We start from the raw sequence: 18,764 nt of genomic DNA, 5'->3' as shown, positions 1-18,764 counted from the left end.
GCTTACTCCTCCACTCGCAGGCCGGCCGGGAACCGGACGTCGCCGTCGATGATGTCGCGCAGGTCGGTGATGCCGTGGCGCAGCATGAGCGCGCGCTCGACGCCCATGCCGAACGCGAAGCCCGAGTAGACCTCGGGGTCGATCCCGCAGGCGCGCAGCACCCGCGGGTTGACCATGCCGCAGCCGCCCCACTCGATCCAGCGCGCGCCGTCCTTGTGGGCGGCGAACCACACGTCGACCTCGGCGCTCGGCTCGGTGAACGGGAAGTACGAGGGCCGCAGCCGGGTGATCGCGTCGGGCCCGAACACGGACTTCGCGAAGTGGTCGAGGGTGCCCTTGAGGTCGGCCATGGTGATGCCCTCGTCCACCACGAGGCCCTCGGTCTGGTGGAACACCGGCGAGTGCGTCGCGTCCACCTCGTCGGTGCGGTACACGCGGCCGGGCGCCACGGTGTAGATCGGCGGCCGCTGCGTGAGCATGGTGTGGATCTGCACCGTGGAGGTGTGGGTGCGCAGCACCATGTTCGACCCGTACCCGCCCTTGCCGTCGGCGATGTGGAAGGTGTCCATCATCGTGCGGGCCGGGTGGTCGGGGTGGATGTTGAGCGCGTCGAAGTTGAACCACTCGAGTTCGACCTCGGGGCCTTCGCCGATCTCGTAGCCCATCGCGACGAACAGGTCGGCGATGCGGTCCATCTGGACGTTGATCGGGTGGCGGGCGCCCTCGCGGCGCCGCGGCGTGCGGGCGGTGACGTCCACGGTCTCCTCGCGGAGGATCCGGGCCGCCTCGGCGGCCTTCAGGATCTCCTCGCGGGCGGCGAACACGGCCGTGATCTCGGCGCGGGCGGCGTTCACGTTCCGGCCGGCCTCGCCGCGCTCCTTGCCGGGGATCGAACCGATCGCTCTGCGGGCCAAGGAAACCGGGGCCTTGTCGCCGAGCGTGGCGGTCTTGGCGGCGGCGAGTTCGGCGGGGTTCGCGGCGGCCTCGATGACCGCGGCGGCGTCTTTGACGGCCCTGGCGAGGGCCTCGGGCTGGAGAAGGCCAGCCTCGTTCTCGTTGTCTGTGCTCATACGACTTTCTCCTGGCGGGTCCTGAAGGAGTCTAAGGAAGGCACGCGGCTGGGCCGCAGCCCGCCAGGGCGAAGGCGTGGACGGCTAACGCCGCAGCCCGCACCCGGCGGGCTGGATAAATTCGCGGTAGCCGTAAGACATGCGGCCATTCTAACTTCTCGCGCTGGGCGGAGGCACTGGCATAAAGGCACACCCCGGCGGCGACGGCGAGGTTCAGGCTCTCGGCCCGCCCCCAGATCGGGACGCCGACCTTCCGGTGCGCCAGCGCGGCCGTGGCCGCGTCGAGGCCGTGGGCCTCCGAGCCGAAGAGCCACACCGTGGGCGCGGCCAGGTCGCCGGCGGCTTCGAGCGCGAACAGGTTCTCGCCGCCGGCCGCGGCGGCCAGGATCTGGGCGTGCTCGAACACGTCGAGGAGGTCGGCGGTGTCGGCCGCGCGGATCACCGGCAGGTGGAACAGGCTCCCGGCCGAGGCCCGCACGCACTTGCCGTTGTACGGGTCGACCGAGTCGGTGCCGAAGACGACGCAGTCCGCTCCGGCGGCGTCGGCCGCGCGCAGCACGGTCCCGGCGTTGCCGGGGTCGGTGATGCCGTGGAGCACCGCGACCAGGTTCGCCTCTTCGGGGAGGCGCTGGTCGAGGAACCGGCAGACCGCGACGAGCCCCTGCGGGGTCACAGTCTCGGCGAGCGCGGCCAGGCCCTCGTCGGTGCAGGGGTGGACGTGGGCGCCGGCCGCCGCGGCGGCGTCGACCAGGTCCGAGTGCCGGGTGTCGGCGTCGAGGTCGTAGAACAGGTCCTCGACGGCTCCGGCGCCGATCGCCTCGCGAACCGCTTGGGGCCCTTCGGCGAGGAACCGCTCGGCCTTGTCGCGGCCGCGGCGGCGCTGGAGCTTGCGGGCGGCGACGACCCGGGACGATCGCGCGGTGAACGCGCCCGTCCCGGGATCACCAGCGGTCATCTACTGCTCTGCCGGAGCGTTGACGTCCTCGGGGAGGGCCGCCCGGGCCACGCCGACCAGGGCGGTGAACGCCGCCGGGTCGGAGACGGCCAGCTCGGCGAGGATCTTGCGGTCCACCTCGACCTCGGCCAGGGCCAGGCCCTGGATGAAGCGGTTGTAGGTGATGCCGTTCGCGCGGGCGGCGGCGTTGATGCGGGTGATCCAGAGCTTGCGGAACTCGCGCTTGCGGGCCTTCCGGTCGCGGTACGAGTAGGTGTACGAGTGGAGCAGCTGCTCCTTGGCCTTGCGGTACAGCCGCGAGCGCTGCCCGCGGTAGCCCTTGGCCTCTTCGAGTACGACGCGGCGCTTCTTCTTGGCGTTCAGCGAACGCTTGACGCGTGCCACAGTTCAGTCTCCTTGCGTTGAAACCGGATGAGAGTTCAGACGGGGGCCGGCTACTTGCCGAGCATCTTCTTGACCTGCTTGGCGTCGGCCGGGGCGACCTGCACGCGGCCGTCCTTGCCGCGCTTGAGCCTCGAGGACTTGTGCTCCATCAGGTGGTTCTTGCCGGCCTTGCGGCGCATGAGCTTGCCCGAGCCGGTCACCTTGAAACGCTTCTTGGCACCGCTGTGGGTCTTCATCTTCGGCATCGTGCTTCTCCTATGTGTTCAAAGCCGGCCAGGTGCGGGCGCGCGGTGGCGCCCGCGTCCGGTCGGTGCGTGCGGGGGATCCCGTCGAAGGACTAGGACTCCGGCTTCTCGGCGGGCGCGTCCTCGGCCGCCGCGACGGGGGCCTCGGCCTCGTCGGCGGCCTGGTCGGACTCGCCGCGTTCGCGGCCGCTCTTGCGTCCACCGCCCTTGATCTCGCTCTTGGGGCGGATCGGGGCGACGACCATGATCATGTTGCGGCCGTCCTGCTTGGCGGCCGACTCGATGACGGCGAGGTCGGCGAGCTCTTCGGCGAGCTTGTCGAGCAGGCGGCGTCCGAGTTCGGGGCGCGACTGCTCGCGTCCGCGGAACATGATGGTGATCTTGACCTTGTCGCCGGCCGTGAGGAACCGCACGATGTGACCCTTTTTGGTCTCGTAGTCGTGCTTGTCGATCTTCGGCCGCAGCTTCATCTCTTTGATGACGGTCTGCTGCTGGTTGCGGCGGGAAGCACGGGCCTTCTGGGCGGACTCGTACTTGTACTTGCCGTAGTCCATGAGCTTGCAGACCGGCGGACGGGCGGTGGGAGCGACTTCGACCAGGTCCAGGTCGACGTCGGCGGCCAGTTGCAGGGCCTTGTCGATCGACACGATGCCGACCTGTTCTCCCTGCGGGCCGACCAGACGCACTTCCTTGGTCCGGATCTGGTCGTTAACGCGCAAATCGCTGATGGGGCCTCCTTGGTTCGCGATTCTCGCCGATGCGGTCATCGGCGGCCCTTTGGCTGTCGGGCGTCGCCGGTGCGGGCGCATCGGCGGCTCGTCGTGCAAGCGTGACCCAGCCGGCCTCAGGGTTGCGCCGGGAGGCGCCGGTCCCCAAAAGAAAAGACCCCAGCTCACGCCGGGGTCCACTCCAGAGCACGGCGAACGTTGTCGCCGTGTGCGACCCGGTCACCTGTCGGTCCTCGCTGGTCTGACCCAGTGGACCCGGCTGCGGGTGGGAGCTGGACTCCGCTTGCTGCACCGCGCGCCGTTAGTGCAGGGCGCGGCGCGATCGACACGCAATCGTAGCACTCACCTGCGCGACTGCTCCAAGAGCGCCCGCAGGTGTTTGATCGCCGCCACAGCGCGCTCCTTGTCGCTGACCTGGATCGCCATGATCGACATCTCGTCGTCGTCGGCGAGCTCGACCGTGGCCCAGGTCATCTTGTCGGTGAAGTTGATCGCGGTGACCAGCTGCCACGGGAAGAAGCGCTTGGAGGCGACGTTGGTGACCTCGATGCCCTTGTCGTCGGCGCGCACGCGCAGGCGCAGGAAGCTGAGGCCGATCCCGGCGCCGATGGCGCCGAGGCCGACCATGCCCGCCTGGTCGACCCAGGTGACGGCGCCGCCGCCGGCGGTGGCCTCGCCGAGGGTGAACGACAGGGCGGAGAAGCCGCCCAGGGAGATGGCCGCGCCGATCCAGGCCCCGATGCGGGACTTGCGGGGGCGGTACTCCAGTGGGCCGGTCTCGGTCATGGTCTGCTCCTGTACGGCGTTCACGATGGCTCCCCTGGGCGTCTGCGGCCCGACCTCACGGCAGGTGGTCGATTTCGAGGCCGGAGTCGAATGCAAGCAGCGTCTTCGGCTCCCCGGTCACGATGGGCCAGCCGGGGCGGTTCAGGCCACACCAGGCGACGTGCCCGGCGGCGATGTTCCCGTGCTGTCGCGAGCGCGAGAGCATGAGGCCCACGTCGCGGGCGGACTTCTGGTCGAGGTCCATCACGACGGTGACGGGCAGGCCGAGCAGGACCAGGAGGGCGTCCCGGTCGCGGCGGCGGGCCTGGGACCAGGCCTCGGCGAGGGCCCCGGAGGGGATCGCGAGGACCACGTTCTGCTCCAGGGCGGTGAAGACCACGGCCTGCGGATAGGGCATGGAGGTGGCGAAACCGACGATGGCGGACACGTCCAGGATGCGGCCGCCGATCACGCTCGGCCCTCTCCTTCTTTGTCGTCGACGCCGAGGACCTCGCGGGCCCAGGCCAGGTGCTCGGCGCCGGGGGCCTGGCCCTTGCGCTCGAAGAGGTCCTGGAGTTCGGTCAGCGAGCGGTCCCGTTCGAGGCGCTCGGCGACGGCGGCGGCGACGTACTCGTCGACGGAGCCGGCCCGGCCGGCGGCGACGAGGCGCCGGATCTGCTCGAGCTGGCCTTCGGGAAGTGTGACGCTCGGACGCGAGGGGCCCGCCCCCGCCGAGGGGGGAGGGTTGAGCGACGGATTGGCGCGGTCGGTCACGATTCCCAGGGTAGCGGGGCGCCGGTCACGCAATGTGGCGGCCTTGCGATGGGCCGCGGCGCGGCGAGGGGGCTTGTCGAGGAAGCTTGCGGGGCATGGGGGGCGGGGAGGTACGGTCGGGGAGAGGCGCGTCGTCCTCATCTCGGCGGGGCCCACGAGGCTTCGCGCCCGCCGCCCGCTGGGCCGGGGCGGGCGTTCGCCGAGCATCCGCAGTCCGCTTCCTGGAAGGACCTGTCATGGCTGAGAAGAAGTCCGGCGAACGGCCTCACGACCCCAAGTTCCCCGAGAAGTTCCTGAACTTCATGCGCTCGGGCTGGGGCCCCTCGGAGCTGGACGTGGCCGAGTCGGAGCAGGCGCCCTTCACCGCCCGCCGCCGCGAGGCGGTCTCGGCGGCCTTCCCCGGGGAGACGGTGGTGGTGCCCACCGGCGCCGAGAAGGTCCGCGCGAACGACACCTTCTTCCGCTTCCGGGCCGGATCGGACTTCGCGTGGCTGACCGGCGACCTCGACCCCGAGGGCGTGCTGGTGCTGCACCCGAACGGTTCGGGCCACGACGCGGTGCTCTACCGGCGCCCGCGCAAGGGCACCGACTCCGACGAGTTCTTCCGCTCGGCGAAGTACGGCGAGCTGTGGATCGGACGCAAGCTCTCCCTGGAGGAGACGAGCGTGCGCCTCGGCGTCGAGGTGCGCGACGTCGAGCGCCTCGACGGGGACCTCACCGGGGTCGAGCGCGGCAAGGTCCGCGTCCTGCGCGGCTTCGACGGCGCGGTGGACGCGCGCTTCGCGGCCGAGGAGGCGACCGAGGACGCCGAGGGCAAGCCGCAGCTGACGCGCGACGCCGAACTGGCCGCGGTCCTCTCGGAGCTGCGGCTGGTCAAGGACTCCTGGGAGCTGGCGCAGCTCCAGAACGCCGTCGACATCACCGTGCGCGGCTTCGAGGACGTCGCGCGGGTCCTCCCGACCGGCGGGCCGATCGCGGAGCGAACCCTCGAAGGCGTGTTCGGGCTGCGCTCGCGCGTGGAGGGCAACGGCCTGGGCTACGACTCGATCGTGGGCGCCGGCTCGCACGCCACGACGCTGCACTGGATCACCAACGACGGGCGGACCGCGCCCGGCGAGCTCATCCTCATGGACATGGGCGTGGAGAACAACCACCTCTATACCGCCGACGTGACCCGGACGCTGCCGGTGAGCGGCACGTTCACGCCGCTCCAGCGGCAGGTCTACGACATCGTGCACGCCTCGCAGCAGGCGGGCATGGACGCGGTCAAGCCCGGCGCGGCCTTCCAGGACATCCACCAGACCTGCATGAGGGTCCTCGCCGAGGGCCTGGGGGACCTCGGGGTGCTCCCCGGCTCGGTGGAGGAGGCCCTCGACAAGGACTCGCTGGTCTATCGGCGCTGGACCCTGCACGGCTTCGGGCACATGCTCGGCCTCGACGTGCACGACTGCGCGGCCTCGCGCCCCGAGCACTACTACCGGGGCGCGGTGCAGGAGGACTACGTGCTCACCGTCGAGCCGGGGCTGTACTTCCAGGCCAACGACGAGCTCGTGCCCGAGGAGCTGCGCGGGATCGGCATCCGCATCGAGGACGACGTGCGGGTCACCGCCGACGGCTGCGAGAACCTCTCGGCGGGGCTGCCGCGCACGGCCGACGAGGTCGAAACCTGGCTTGCGGCCCAGCGAGAAGCCGGGCCCCGCTTGGCGACGCCAGTGGAGTCGTAGAGGTCCAGAGCTTGGCGACGCCTGTGGAGTCGTAGGATGCTGGGATCGGCGACCGCGGCAGCGCGGTAAGCGAGAACACAGGGGCGGTGTCAAGCCCTCATCTGCACCGCGTATAGTCCGAATTGAGACTTAAATCCACCGCACCGGGCCGGCGGCGGCGAACATCACCGCACTAACCGCCAGCCGCCGCCGGCCTTTAAAAAGGTTCACGGTCCGGATGCAGATCCCAGCAGACGCTCACGGCCGCTCGGCCGCTCCTTAGGCTCGGCTAAGAGCCCTCCTCGGGATGCCGGATGGTACAGTTGGTCCCGTTAAATAAGACGGACGTACTGTTTAAGAGTCGGTCGCTCTGCCCGACCTCGGTTCCCCGCCCTTCAGGTTGGGGCAGACTGAGACCGATCTTCAGTTCTGAATCAAGGAGCTCTCATGGTGAGCACGGACTCCTTCGACGCCCGCGAGAAGCTGCGGGTCGGCGAACACGAATACGACATCTTCCGCATCGACCGGGTCGAGGGCCACGAGCGGCTGCCCTACAGCCTCAAGGTCCTCCTCGAGAACCTGCTGCGCAACGAGGACGGCGCGGACATCACCGCCGACCACATCCGAGCCCTCGGCTCGTGGGACCCGGCCGCCAAGCCGAACACCGAGATCCAGTTCACGCCGGGGCGCGTGATCATGCAGGACTTCACCGGCGTGCCCTGCGTCGTCGACCTCGCCACCATGCGCGAGGCCGTGCGCGACCTGGGCGGCGACCCGTCCAAGGTCAACCCGCTCGCGCCCGCCGAGATGGTCATCGACCACTCGGTCATCGTCGACTTCTTCGGCCGCCCCGACTCCTTCAAGCGCAACGTCGAGCGCGAGTACGAGCGCAACCGCGAGCGCTACCAGTTCCTGCGCTGGGGCCAGACCGCCTTCGACGAGTTCAAGGTCGTCCCGCCCGGCACCGGCATCGTGCACCAGGTCAACATCGAGCACCTGGCCCGCGTGGTCATGACCCGCGACGGCGTCGCCTACCCCGACACCTGCGTCGGCACCGACTCGCACACCACCATGGAGAACGGCATCGGCGTCCTCGGATGGGGCGTCGGCGGCATCGAGGCCGAGGCCGCGATGCTCGGTCAGCCCATCTCCATGCTCATCCCGCGCGTGGTCGGCTTCAAGCTCTCCGGCGACCTCCCGCCCGGGACCACCGCCACCGACCTGGTCCTCACGATCACCGAGCAGCTGCGCGACCACGGCGTGGTCGGCAAGTTCGTCGAGTTCTACGGCGAGGGCGTCGCCGCCGTGCCCGTGGCCGACCGGTCCACGCTCGGCAACATGAGCCCCGAGTTCGGCTCCACCTGCGCGATCTTCCCGATCGACGAGCGCACCGTCGACTACCTGCGCCTGACCGGCCGCACCGAGGAGCAGATCGCCCTCGTCGAGGCCTACGCCAAGGCCCAGGGCCTGTGGCACGACGCCTCCCGCGAGGCCCAGTACTCCGAGTACCTCGAACTCGACCTGTCGACCGTGGTGCCCTCCATCGCCGGGCCCAAGCGCCCGCAGGACCGCATCCTGCTCGACCAGGCCGACGTCCAGTGGCGCCGCGACGTCGCCAACTACGTGGGCGACGAGGCCGGCGAGGAGTCCTTCCCGGGCTCCGACTCGCCCGCCGAGTCCCCCAACGGGGCCCGCCCGCACAACGCGCAGACGGTCAAGACCGAGGCCGGGGAGTTCCAGCTCGACCACGGCGCGGTCGTCATCGCCGCGATCACCTCGTGCACGAACACCTCCAACCCGTACGTCATGGTCGGCGCCGGGCTCCTCGCCAAGAACGCCGTCGAGGCCGGACTGGTCACCAGGCCGTGGGTCAAGACCTCCCTCGCGCCCGGGTCCCAGGTCGTCACCGGCTACCTCCAGCGCGCCGGGCTCTCGCCGTACCTCGACAAGCTCGGGTTCAACCTGGTCGGCTACGGCTGCACCACGTGCATCGGCAACTCCGGCCCGCTGCCGGAGGAGACCTCGGCGGCCGTGCAGGCCGGGGACCTCGCCGTCACCGCGGTCCTGTCGGGCAACCGCAACTTCGAGGGCCGCATCAACCCCGACGTCAAGATGAACTACCTGGCGTCGCCGCCGCTGGTGGTCGCCTACGCGCTGGCCGGGTCGATGGACGTGAACCTCACGACCGACCCGATCGGCCAGGGCAAGGACGGCCAGGACGTGTACCTGAGCGACATCTGGCCCTCCTCGGAGGCCATCCGCGAGGTCGTCGACGGCAACATCGGGCGCGACATGTTCCTCAAGGAGTACGCCTCCGTCTTCGACGGCGACGACACCTGGCGGTCCCTGCCGATCCCGACCGGCAACACCTTCGAGTGGGACGAGGCCTCGACCTACGTGCGCAAGGCCCCCTACTTCGAGGGCATGCCGGCGAACCCGGAGGCCGTCGAGGACATCGCCGGCGCGCGCATCATGGCGAAGCTCGGCGACTCGGTCACCACCGACCACATCTCCCCCGCCGGGTCCATCAAGGCCGACTCGCCCGCCGGCGAGTACCTGAAGAGCCAGGGCGTGTCCCCGGCCGACTTCAACTCCTACGGCTCGCGGCGCGGCAACCACGAGATCATGGTCCGCGGCACCTTCGCGAACATCCGCCTGCGCAACCAGCTCGCCCCGGGCACCGAGGGCGGCTGGACCCGCGACTTCACCCAGGCCGGCGGCCCGGTCGCGACGATCTACGACGCCGCGCAGAACTACGCCGCCGAGGGCACGCCCCTGATCGTCCTCGCCGGCAAGGAGTACGGCACCGGCTCCAGCCGCGACTGGGCCGCGAAGGGCACCCGGCTGCTGGGCGTCAAGGCCGTCATCGCCGAGTCCTACGAGCGCATCCACCGCTCGAACCTCATCGGCATGGGCGTGCTCCCGCTCCAGTACCCCGAGGGCGAGTCGCACCAGAGCCTCGGCTTCACCGGCGAGGAGACCGTCTCGATCACCGGCGCGGCCGCGATCAACGACGGCATCCCCGAGACCGTCACCGTCACCGCGGTGAGCCCCGACGGGTCCGAGAAGACCTTCGAGGCCGTGGTCCGCCTGGACACCCCGGGCGAGGCCGAGTACTACCGCAACGGCGGCATCCTCCAGTACGTGCTGCGCGGCCTGCTCGCCGCGTAAGCGACGCACGAAGGAAGGGGTGGGCCGCCGGCCCGCCCCTTTCCCCATATCCCCCAAGGAGACGCATGAACGCCGAACGCGGCACCTCCCCGTACGGCTACGGCCTCCACCACGTGCAGCTCGCCATCCGCCCCGGCGGCGAGGACGCGGCCAGGGCCTTCTACGTGGGCGTCCTGGGCATGACCGAGGTGGCGAAGCCGGCCGGGCTCGCGGGGCGCGGCGGGCTGTGGCTGCGCACCGACGCGGTGGAACTGCACCTCGGCGTCGAACCGGACCACATGCCGTCCGCGAAGGCGCACCCGGGGCTCCTCGTGGCCGACCTCGACGCGCTCGCGGCCGCTCTGGCGGCGGCCGGGCACCCGGTCGCATGGGACGCCGACTTCCCCGGATACCGGCGCTGCTACACCCGCGACCCCTTCGGCAACCGGCTCGAATTCCTGACGCCGGTGCTGTGAACCCGAGGGCTCCGCACTCGCGGCCGGGCAGGCCCGGCCACGGCCGATATCCTCAAAGGATGGCAATGGGATACGAACTCGCGCAAGTGAACATCGCGCGGATGCTGGCGCCGCTGGACTCCGAGACGATGCAGGACTTCGTCGGCGGACTCGACGAGGTCAACGCCGCAGCGGAGGCCGCCGAGGGCTTCGTGTGGCGGCTGGTCGACGAGTCCGGCGCGAACGCGACCGACTTCCGGTTCTACGACGACGACTGGCTCATCGTGAACCTGTCGGTGTGGACCGGCCCCGAGCCGCTGAAGTCCTTCATGTACGGACCGGTCCACCGGCCGTTCCTGCAACGGCGCCGCGAGTGGTTCGAGCGCATCGCGGAGGCCGTGACCGCGCTGTGGTGGGTCCCCGCCGGTCGCCCGCCCACGGTCGAGGAGGCCGAGCAGCGCCTGACACTGCTGCGCGAGCAGGGGCCGACGCCGAAGGCGTTCACGCTCAAGGAGACCTTCCCGAAACCCGCCGAGTAGCGGCGCACGCGTACGGAACCCGCGGCCGTGAAGGGGCTCACTCGGCGGAATCCATACGCGTGCGGGGCCGTTTCACCTGGTGTGATCCGCGAGGTGGAAGTCGTCGTCGTAGGGGCGGGGCAGGCCGGTCTGGCCGCCGCGTACCACCTGCGCCGCTTCTTCGAGCCCGAGACCGGATTCGTCGTCCTCGACCACGCCCCGCACGCGGGCGGCGCGTGGCAGTTCCGCTGGCCGACCCTCACCTTCGCCACCGTCAACGGCGTCTACCAGCTCCCTGGCATGTCCCTGCCGACCCCCGACGAGTCGACCCCGGTCTCGGGGGTCATCGCCGACTACTTCGCCGCGTACGAGCGCGAGTTCGACCTGCGCGTCCAGCGGCCCGTCTCGGTGCGCTCGGTCCGGTCCCTGCCCGACAAGCGCCTGGAGGTCGCCACCGACCGCGGCACCTGGGTGGCCCGCGCGCTCGTCAACGCCACCGGCACCTGGGAGCGCCCGTTCTGGCCGCGGTACGCCGGCCAGGACCGGTTCGGGGGTCGCCAGCTCCACACCGCGCAGTACCGGGGGCCCGAGGAGTTCGCCGGCGAGCGGGTCCTCGTGGTCGGCGGCGGGATCTCCGCGATCCAGCACCTCATGGAGATCCACCCGTACGCGGCCTCCACGACCTGGGCGACGCGCCGCCCGCCGCAGTGGCGCGAGGACATGTTCAACCCCGACCGGGGCCGCGAGGCCGTTGCGCTGGTCGAGGAGCGCGTCCGCAAGGGGCTGCGCCCGCAGTCGGTCATCAGCGTCACCGGCGTCCCGCAGACCCCCGAGATCAGGGCGGCCCGCGAAGCGGGCGTGCTCGAACGGCTCCCGATGTTCGAGAAGATCACGCCGGACGGCGCGGTGTGGGAGGACGGCCGGTCCGAGCCCCTCGACGTCATCCTGTGGGCCACGGGGTTCCGGGCCGCGCTCGACCACCTGGCGCCGTTGAAGCTGCGCGGGCCCGGCGGCGGGATCGTCATGGACGGCACGAGGGTCGCCGCCGATCCGCGGATACACCTGGCCGGCTACGGGCCCTCGGCGAGCACGATCGGCGCGAACCGCGCCGGGCGCGCGGCCGTGCGCGAGATCCGGCAGCTGCTGAACCAGGTCTCGGTATGACGCGGCCGTTCAGTCCCGCCTCGCGGCCTTCTCCTGCAAGCCGCGCCAGCCGACCGTGAGCACGGCCTGCACCGGCCAGTGGTCCGAGGGCACGAGCCCCTGCTCGCTGTAGGCGTTGACCGCGGCGCGGTGGACGCGGAGGCGCTGCCTGGGCCCGCCGGACTTCGTGAGGATCCAGTCGAGCCGCCTGCCCGCCGCCGGCGCGGGCCGCCAGCGGTTGTACGTGGCCCAGTCGGGCGTCAGGCGCTCCTCGGCGGTCTCCCACGCGTCGTGGAGGCCCCCTTCGGTGAGCAGCGCGTGCGTCTTCGAGCCGGGCTCGCAGTTGAAGTCCCCCGCGAGCACCGCCGGGCCGGCGAACCGCCGCATGAGGTCGAGGCACATCTGGGCGCCCTTGCGGCGGGCCCTCTCCGAGCGGTGGTCGAGGTGCACGTCGGCGACGTGGAAGTTCTCGCCGGTCGCCTTGTCCTCGAAGCGGACCCAGGTGAGCATCCGCACGGTTCCGGCGCCCCAGGCGCGGGATCCGATCAGGTTGGGGCGGCGCGAGAGCCACACGTGGTCGTATGCGACCGGGGCGAGCCGGGAGGCGTCCCAGAACACGGCGGTGGCCTCCGAGCGGGAGCCGCCGCCGCGCCCGAGGTGGACCCAGTCGTAGCCGTCGAGGCCGTCGCGCAGCTCCATGAGCTGGCGGAAGCGGCCCTCCTGGGTGCACAGGACGGTGGGCCGCTCGGCCTTGAGGATCCGCTGCACGAGGGGCCGGCGGCTCCACCACGAGCGCGGGGCCCGGCCCGAGGCCGACTTGAGGTTGTAGGTCATGACGTGCAGGAACGGCGGCTCGACCGGGCCGATGAGCGGCAGGTCGGGCTCGGCGTTCGCAGCGTCGTTCACAGTCGCGACGATAATCGGCTCGGGCCTGTTCGCGGGTCGCCTTCGCGAATACGGCGCCCTCCCCGGCCGGGGAGGGCGCCTCGCGGCGCTAGAGCGGTCCTAAAGCGGCAGTGCTCCGGAGGCGAGGATCGCGGTCGCGGCGAGCAGGCTCGTCCATGCCAGGGCCGCCGACCACGGCAGGCGGTTCGGTGACGGGCTGATCTTCGGGCGCATGGCCTTCTCCTTCAGTGGATTCCGATGGATTCGGGCGCGCGCGGCCGCGTCGACGCAGCGAGCCCCAGGCGGCGGCCACCACGGGCGCCGCCAAGTAGGTGTGGACGCCGATGAGCACCGCGGCGCCCCACAGGCGCTCCCAGCCGTGCACGGCGACGTCGTAGGCGAGCAGTGCCCACATCGCGGCCAGGGCCGTCCCGGTCCACCACAGGATCCAGTTCACGGCGGAGCCGACGACCGGGTTCGCCTTGCGGCGGGCGCCGGTCGGGACCCATTCGGCGGTGCTGCCGCGCAGGAGGTCCCGCAGGGCGATGAGGTGCGCGAAGCTCGCCAGGAGGCTCGCGCGGAGGGTCTCCAGGCGGGTGCGGGAGCGGTGGAGCAGCGGCAGCAGGACCGCCCACGTCCAGATGGGGACCAGGAACGGCAGCAGGTGCACCGGGCTGATCACCTCGGGCCACCAGATGAGGATGACGAGCATCGGCAGCGGGACGGCGAAGATGTTGACGACGCCCATGAGGTAGCCGCCGATGCCGGCCCAGAACCCGATCTTGCCGCGCAGCGGCAGGTCCATGCTCGGGAGGCCGCCGGGACGGGCGAGCTCGAGGTTGCCCAGGCACCAGCGGTACTGCTGGTTGACGAAGGCCTCCAGGGTGTCCGGGCTCAGCCCCTTCGCGACGGCCACGGGCACGTAGACCGTGCGCAGGTCGAGCCGGTAGAGCGCGAGGCCGGTGTAGAGGTCCTCGGAGTGGTCGCGGACGACGAACCCGTCGATGCGGTCGAGGGCCGAGCGGCGGTAGACGGCGTTGGAGCCGCAGCAGATGGCCACGTCGTCGGCGTCGCGGGCGGGCTGGAGCCAGCGGTAGAACTGCTCCTGCGCGGCGGCGCCGGTGCGCTGGAGCCAGTTCATCGCGCGGACGGTGTCGAAGACCTGCGGGGACTGGACGATCGCGACCGACTCGTCCGCGGTGTACGGCATGAGGTGGCGCAGGAAGTCCGGACGGGGGCAGAAGTCGGCGTCGAAGACCGCCACGAACTCGGCGCCGGAGCGGCTGAGGCCGTGGTTGAGGTTCCCGGCCTTCTTGCCGGCGCCGGGGTCCTCGCGGTGGCTGTAGGCGAATCCGTGCCTTTCGGCGAGGGCGCGCACTTCTGGCCGGTCCTTCTCGTCGAGGACGAGGACGCCGAGCCCGCCGTCCCATTCGAGGGCCGCGACGTGGCGGTAGGTGTTGGCGAGCACGTCGAGCGGTTCGCCGCATGTGGGCAGGAATACGTCCACTGTAGGCGGTTTTTCCGGCTTGTAGGCGCTCAGCAGGAGGCGGTGGCCGGTGACGGTGAAGCGCCTTTCCCGGATGCCGTCGAGGGCGGAGAGCCCGACCGCGATCGTGTTGAGGACAAGAACGGCCGCGAAAGGCCACAAGAGAGGGTTGTAAAGGGCCAGTGCGATGGTCGCCCCGGCCGGGAAGAGGCAGGAGGCGAACATGACCGCCATGACCCAGCGCCGCTGCGGGCCGAAGTAGCCGTAGAGTTCGTCATCCGTTGGCGGGGAAGGGAGTTCGTCGTACGCGGGTTTCATGTGCATCGACTCCGAGGTGCGGCGGGTGAGGGTCGCGTCCGGTGTGCGGGCCCCCCGGTCCTCGACTCGGACACTACCCGAACGGTAGCGCTCCCATGATTCTTGCACAACAATCGAGGGTTAATTTCTCGGTCAGTATGCGAAGCGCCACAATGCAATTCATCGATGATCTTCAGCATTTGACATAAACGAATAGACAACCGCTTATAGGAAAGCGGGCGCTGCCAGCGGCAGCGCCCACATGGGACGGCGACGCGGGCGCCTCCTGCGCTCGGTGCCCGTCTCAAGGCCTTCCGGCGTGGCTCGCGAGGTAGGCCCGGACCGCCGCCGGGTCGTCGGTCCCGGCCCAGCCGATGTAGCCGTCGGGGCGCACGACGCGGGTCAGGCCGTCGGGTGCGGCCGAGGCGGCGTGCACCGCGACGCCGCCGTTTTCGGTGCCGTCCTCGGTGCCGTCGAGCACGACGAACCTCCCGCCGCGCAGGGCCTCGTAGAGCCGCGAGCCGCCTTCGAGGTCGATGTCGGGGGCGCGCCTGCCGACCAGGCGGTGGTCGCCGCGCCCGCGTACGTAGTGGATGCCGATGCCGCTGATCCGGCCGCGCGCGCGGCGGGCGGCGGGCCGGATGCGCATGGCGACGGCGGCGATCGAGCCGACCACGGTGGCGAGCGCGCGGGAGCCGGTGGCCGCGAAGCGGACCAGCGCGCCGCTGGTCTTGAGGACTTCGGCGCCGACGGGGTGGCGCTCGTCGTGGTAGGTGTCCAGGAGCGGTTCGGGCGCGCCGCGCAGGACCGCCGCGAGCTTCCAGCTCAGGTTCGCCGCGTCCTGGAGGCCGGTGTTCATGCCCTGGCCGCCGGCCGGCGAGTGGCAGTGGGCGGCGTCGCCGGCGAGGAGCACGCGGCCGTCGCGGTAGGACGGGACCTGGCGCTCGTCGGAGTGGAAGCGGGACATCCACTTCGGGGAGTGCATGGCGAAGTCGGCGCCGAAGGTGCGGCGGGCGACGGCGGTGATCTCCTCGATGTCGACCGGGGCGTCGTCGTCCTGCTGGTTGTCCTTGTTCCAGGCGACGAAGCGCCAGTAGCCGTCGCCGAAGTCGGCGAGGAACCCGAACGCGCCGCGAGCGGTGGAGATGAGCGGGCTGCGGGCGGGCGGGGCGTCGACCTCGACGTCGGCGAGGATGAGCGAGCGCAGGACGGCCTTGCCCGGGAAGGGCATGTCGATCGCGGTGCGGACGGCGCTGTGGACGCCGTCGGCGCCGACGACATAGGCGGCGCGGTATTCACCAGTGCCGGTGCGGACGGTGACGCCACTGGAGTCCTGCTCGATACCGGTGACCTCGACGCCGTGCTCGACGCGGACGCCCGCGGCGGCGGCGCGGCGGCGCAGGACGGCCTCCACGTGGTACTGGGGCGTCACCAGCAGGTACGGGAAGCGCGAGTCGAGCTTGGAGAGTTCGAGCGTGGCGATGCCGAAGAGGTTGACGCCGGGCATCGGCGAGCCGCCTTTGGCGAGGAGCTCGTCGGCGAGGCCCCGGGCGTCGAGGACTTCGAGGGTGCGGGCGTGGACGGCGAAGGCGCGGGAGAGGTTCGACAGGTCGGCGCCGCGCTTCTCCAGGACGGTGACGTCCACGCCGGCTTCGGCGAGGTCCCCGGCCAGGAGCAGGCCGGTGGGCCCGGCGCCGACGACGATGACTTCGGGTTGCTGGACGGACATGGTGGTCTCCCTCGGGGTGGACCGCTGAATTCATCAACTGATGAATTAAATGTAGACCCGCGGACACGGCGAAGGAAGCCCTTCGAAGGCGTTGTGACGGAGGTCAACGGCGGGCCTCGCGCAGCGGAGGCGGGCGGGCCGCGGGGGAACCTGGGAAAGCACCAGGGCCGCGGGAGGTGAGCGCCCGCGGCCCTGGGTCGTGCTGCCGAAAGAAGGTTAGCATAACCTAAGTTCGGGTTTCAAGAGACGGTCACCAACGGAGGAATGCCCCTACACCGCCCGCCTTCTCCCCCAGCGTGGCGCCGTCGCCGAGGATCGACACGCGGGCGTCGGAGGCCAGCGCCATCTCGATCATCGCCTCGCCGAGCTGCGCGTCCGCGACCGCTTGGGCGAGTTCGGGTTCGCCCGGTGCGATGGCGTCGGCGAGGACGGCGCCCGGCGGGATCTGCCTGCCCGACCACACCGAGTCGCGTTCGATGACGAGCCGGTCGACCCGGCCGCCTTGGAGCGCGTCGAGCACCGCTTCGGAGCCGGTCGCGGCCTTCGGCGGGGCCTCGGCGAACGCGGCGGCCAGTTTCGCGTCGCGTTCGGATCTGGCGGCGGCGATCTCGGGGGCGAGGGCCTCTTCGATCTGCGCGGGCGTGGACTGGCTGAGGACCAGTTTCGAGGCGACGACCTCGGCTTTGACGCCGTTGCGCAGGGACTTCGAAGCGGCTTCGACCAGTTCGGGGTCGCCGGTGACGACCAGGAGTTCCCAGCCGAAGGTCGTCACGTGCTCTTCGAGCGTGGTGTGGGCGGCGGCGAGGAACTTCTGGAGGTGCTCGGCGACGCGGTTCTCGAACAGGTCCTGCTGGTTCGAGGAGACGAAGCCGTCGCGGCCGCGCCAGGCGCTGTGGGAGGCGGTGGGGCCCTTCAGGACCCGCCATTCGTCGGTGTCGAGTTCGAAGGAGAGGCCGGAGACCTCCTCGCTGCGCCCGAAGCGGGTGTCGAGCAGGCGCATGCCCTTGCCGTCGACGACGGCGACGCCGACCGGCGCGCCTTCGGCCCAGGCGGCGAGCATCGGGGCGATGTGCGTGCGGGGGCCGAGGGCGACGCGGTCGGCGAGGGGCGTCTGCATCGCCACGCGGTGGGACTCGCCGCTGCCGAGGGCGACGAAGAGGCCGCGGCCGATCCCGGGCGAGCCGGGGCGGACGAGTTCCTCGAGGTCGAGCTTCATCTCCTCGATCCGGCGTCCGAGCAGGGAGCGGGTGCCGTTGTCGACGGCTTCGAGCAGTTGCTTGAGGCCCTGGTCGAGCCGGGTCTTCCAGGGCGGTGTGGAACCTTCCTGCCGGGGGTCGGCGTTGACGTAGAGCGAGAGCACGCCGGTGTCGTCGCGGAGTTTCACCAGCCTGAGTTGCGCCTCGCGGTCCATGGGCATTGGCGATCGCCTCCTCGTTCAGCGGAATTCGCCTCAGGATATTCCCGGGGCCTCCCGTTCGTGAAGGTTTCAGCACTTATGCCCGCGGGCTCGGTCAGACCGGGCACCCGTCTGGGCCGCAGGCCTCGGCGTCGGCGGCGCCCGCGATGGTGGTGATGGCCGGTTGCTTTTCGCCCCAGGCCTTTTCGAGGATCTCGGCGAACAGCTCGGTGGGCTGGGCGCCGGAGACGCCGTACTTCTGGTCGATGACGAAGAAGGGCACGCCGGTGGCGCCGAGGGCGGCGGCCTCGGCCTGGTCGGCGCGGACGGACTCGCGGTAGGCCGCGGGGTCGTCGAGGACCGCGACGACCTCGCCGCGGTCGAGCCCGGCGGCGACGGCGACGTCGATGAGCCGTTCCCGCTCGAAGATCGAGGCCTCGTCGGCGAAGTTCGCGGTGTAGAAGGCGCTCCAGGCCTCGGCCTCCAGGCCCCGCTCGGCGGCGAGGTGCAGGAGCCGGTGGAGGTCGAAGGTGCTGCCGTGGTCGCGGCCCTCGGTCCGGTATTCGAGCCCTTCGGCTTTGGCGAGGTCGCCGAGCTTGTACTCGTTGGCCTGGGCCTGGGCGGGGCTGATGCCGAGTTTCCGAGCGACCATGGGCACGACGGCGGTCACGTCGCCGGGCTCGCGGTTCGGGTCGAGTTCGAAGGACCGGTGGCGGACCGCCACGTCGACCTTCCCTTCGAGCAGGGTCACGGCCTTGTCGAAGCGAGCCTTCCCGACATAGCACCAAGGGCAGGCGATATCCGACCAGATTTCTACACTGAGCTGAGTCACCCAAGTACCAACACTGGAAGCTTCAACTGAATTCCATTCAGGGCCGCAACCCTGCACTCGCGCCCAAGCCCCCGTTCAGGTACCCTGTCTCAGGCTCGGCGCGCCCATCAGCACGCCCAGGGTGCTTAGCTCAGCGGTAGAGCACCTCCCTTACAAGGAGGTGGTCACAGGTTCGATCCCTGTAGCACCCACCAGCAGGACGGCCCCCGACGCAAGTACCGCCGAGGGCCGAAAAGAGCCGGATCAAGA

Annotated in this window: 18 protein-coding genes and 1 tRNA gene; 6 read left to right on the top strand and 13 right to left on the bottom strand. The window is 70.8% G+C overall.

The window, feature by feature from the left end:
* Positions 1–2: 2 nt before the first annotated feature.
* From pheS to IF12_RS0113890, 8 genes are all read right to left on the bottom strand, one after another.
* Entirely contained in the window at positions 3–1,070 is a 1,068-nt protein-coding gene (pheS, locus tag IF12_RS0113925) for a phenylalanine--tRNA ligase subunit alpha (protein ID WP_030159248.1), read from the bottom strand.
* A gap of 31 nt (positions 1,071–1,101) precedes the next feature.
* Positions 1,102–2,025 (bottom strand): RNA methyltransferase, encoded by a 924-nt coding sequence (locus IF12_RS0113920; protein WP_081913587.1) that lies wholly within the window; start codon positions 2,023–2,025, stop codon positions 1,102–1,104.
* Positions 2,026–2,409, bottom strand: coding sequence for a 50S ribosomal protein L20 (gene rplT, locus IF12_RS0113915; protein WP_030159242.1), 384 nt, complete (start codon positions 2,407–2,409; stop codon positions 2,026–2,028).
* Positions 2,410–2,459: 50 nt separating this feature from the next.
* Positions 2,460–2,654, bottom strand: a complete 195-nt coding sequence (gene rpmI, locus IF12_RS0113910) for a 50S ribosomal protein L35 (protein WP_030159239.1) — start codon at positions 2,652–2,654, stop codon at positions 2,460–2,462.
* 92 nt (positions 2,655–2,746) lie between these two features.
* Positions 2,747–3,421, bottom strand: coding sequence for a translation initiation factor IF-3 (infC, locus tag IF12_RS23090; RefSeq protein ID WP_051704379.1), 675 nt, complete (start codon positions 3,419–3,421; stop codon positions 2,747–2,749).
* A 303-nt stretch (positions 3,422–3,724) separates the two neighbouring features.
* A complete protein-coding gene (locus tag IF12_RS0113900; protein WP_133884348.1) occupies positions 3,725–4,192 on the bottom strand; it encodes a PH domain-containing protein in 468 nt (155 codons plus the stop codon).
* 31 nt (positions 4,193–4,223) lie between these two features.
* Complete coding sequence (locus tag IF12_RS0113895) at positions 4,224–4,619, bottom strand: hypothetical protein (RefSeq protein ID WP_030159232.1); 396 nt, start codon at positions 4,617–4,619, stop codon at positions 4,224–4,226.
* On the bottom strand, positions 4,616–4,921 hold the full coding sequence (locus IF12_RS0113890; RefSeq protein WP_051704378.1) for a ribbon-helix-helix domain-containing protein: 306 nt from the start codon (positions 4,919–4,921) through the stop codon (positions 4,616–4,618). The genes IF12_RS0113895 and IF12_RS0113890 overlap by 4 nt, the downstream gene beginning before the upstream one ends.
* 236 nt (positions 4,922–5,157) lie before the next feature.
* On the opposite strand from IF12_RS0113890, the gene IF12_RS0113885 reads away from it, so the two are divergent.
* The 5 genes from IF12_RS0113885 (at position 5,158) to IF12_RS0113865 (ending at position 11,911) form a co-directional block, all read left to right on the top strand.
* A complete protein-coding gene (locus IF12_RS0113885; protein WP_030159228.1) occupies positions 5,158–6,645 on the top strand; it encodes an aminopeptidase P family protein in 1,488 nt (495 codons plus the stop codon).
* Between the two features lie 429 nt (positions 6,646–7,074).
* On the top strand, positions 7,075–9,795 hold the full coding sequence (gene acnA, locus IF12_RS0113880; protein WP_030159226.1) for an aconitate hydratase AcnA: 2,721 nt from the start codon (positions 7,075–7,077) through the stop codon (positions 9,793–9,795).
* A gap of 65 nt (positions 9,796–9,860) precedes the next feature.
* Positions 9,861–10,250 carry a VOC family protein gene (locus IF12_RS0113875; RefSeq protein ID WP_030159224.1) on the top strand — a complete coding sequence of 130 codons (390 nt, stop codon included), beginning with the start codon at positions 9,861–9,863 and terminating at the stop codon, positions 10,248–10,250.
* Between the two features lie 59 nt (positions 10,251–10,309).
* The gene (locus tag IF12_RS0113870; protein WP_030159222.1) at positions 10,310–10,768 is read left to right on the top strand and encodes a DUF3291 domain-containing protein; all 459 of its coding nucleotides are present in this window, start codon (positions 10,310–10,312) and stop codon (positions 10,766–10,768) included.
* Positions 10,769–10,852: 84 nt separating this feature from the next.
* Entirely contained in the window at positions 10,853–11,911 is a 1,059-nt protein-coding gene (locus IF12_RS0113865) for an NAD(P)/FAD-dependent oxidoreductase (RefSeq protein ID WP_030159220.1), read from the top strand.
* 9 nt (positions 11,912–11,920) lie between these two features.
* Here IF12_RS0113865 and IF12_RS0113860 read toward each other — a convergent pair whose 3' ends face one another.
* The 5 genes from IF12_RS0113860 to IF12_RS0113840 all read right to left on the bottom strand — a co-directional run bounded on the left by IF12_RS0113860 (position 11,921) and on the right by IF12_RS0113840 (position 18,515).
* Positions 11,921–12,796, bottom strand: coding sequence for an endonuclease/exonuclease/phosphatase family protein (locus tag IF12_RS0113860; RefSeq protein WP_051704377.1), 876 nt, complete (start codon positions 12,794–12,796; stop codon positions 11,921–11,923).
* An 88-nt stretch (positions 12,797–12,884) separates the two neighbouring features.
* Positions 12,885–14,579: a glycosyltransferase family 2 protein gene (locus IF12_RS0113855; protein WP_197034716.1), complete on the bottom strand. Its 1,695-nt coding sequence runs from the start codon at positions 14,577–14,579 to the stop codon at positions 12,885–12,887.
* A 283-nt stretch (positions 14,580–14,862) separates the two neighbouring features.
* Positions 14,863–16,287, bottom strand: coding sequence for an FAD-dependent monooxygenase (locus IF12_RS0113850; protein WP_035749083.1), 1,425 nt, complete (start codon positions 16,285–16,287; stop codon positions 14,863–14,865).
* Positions 16,288–16,537: 250 nt separating this feature from the next.
* Positions 16,538–17,704, bottom strand: a complete 1,167-nt coding sequence (locus tag IF12_RS0113845; protein WP_133884349.1) for a VLRF1 family aeRF1-type release factor — start codon at positions 17,702–17,704, stop codon at positions 16,538–16,540.
* 94 nt (positions 17,705–17,798) lie between these two features.
* Positions 17,799–18,515, bottom strand: a complete 717-nt coding sequence (locus IF12_RS0113840; protein WP_030159209.1) for a DsbA family oxidoreductase — start codon at positions 18,513–18,515, stop codon at positions 17,799–17,801.
* 119 nt (positions 18,516–18,634) lie between these two features.
* Here IF12_RS0113840 and IF12_RS0113835 point away from each other — a divergent pair.
* Positions 18,635–18,709: transfer RNA gene (locus tag IF12_RS0113835), tRNA-Val, on the top strand.
* Positions 18,710–18,764 lie beyond the last annotated feature (55 nt).

The sequence above is a fragment of the Glycomyces sp. NRRL B-16210 genome (assembly GCF_000719515.1).
In the GTDB taxonomy this organism is placed as follows: Bacteria; Actinomycetota; Actinomycetes; order Mycobacteriales; family Micromonosporaceae; genus Glycomyces.
The sequence above is the reverse complement of the archived record's forward strand: the minus strand, read 5'-3'. Positions and strand labels throughout refer to the sequence as shown.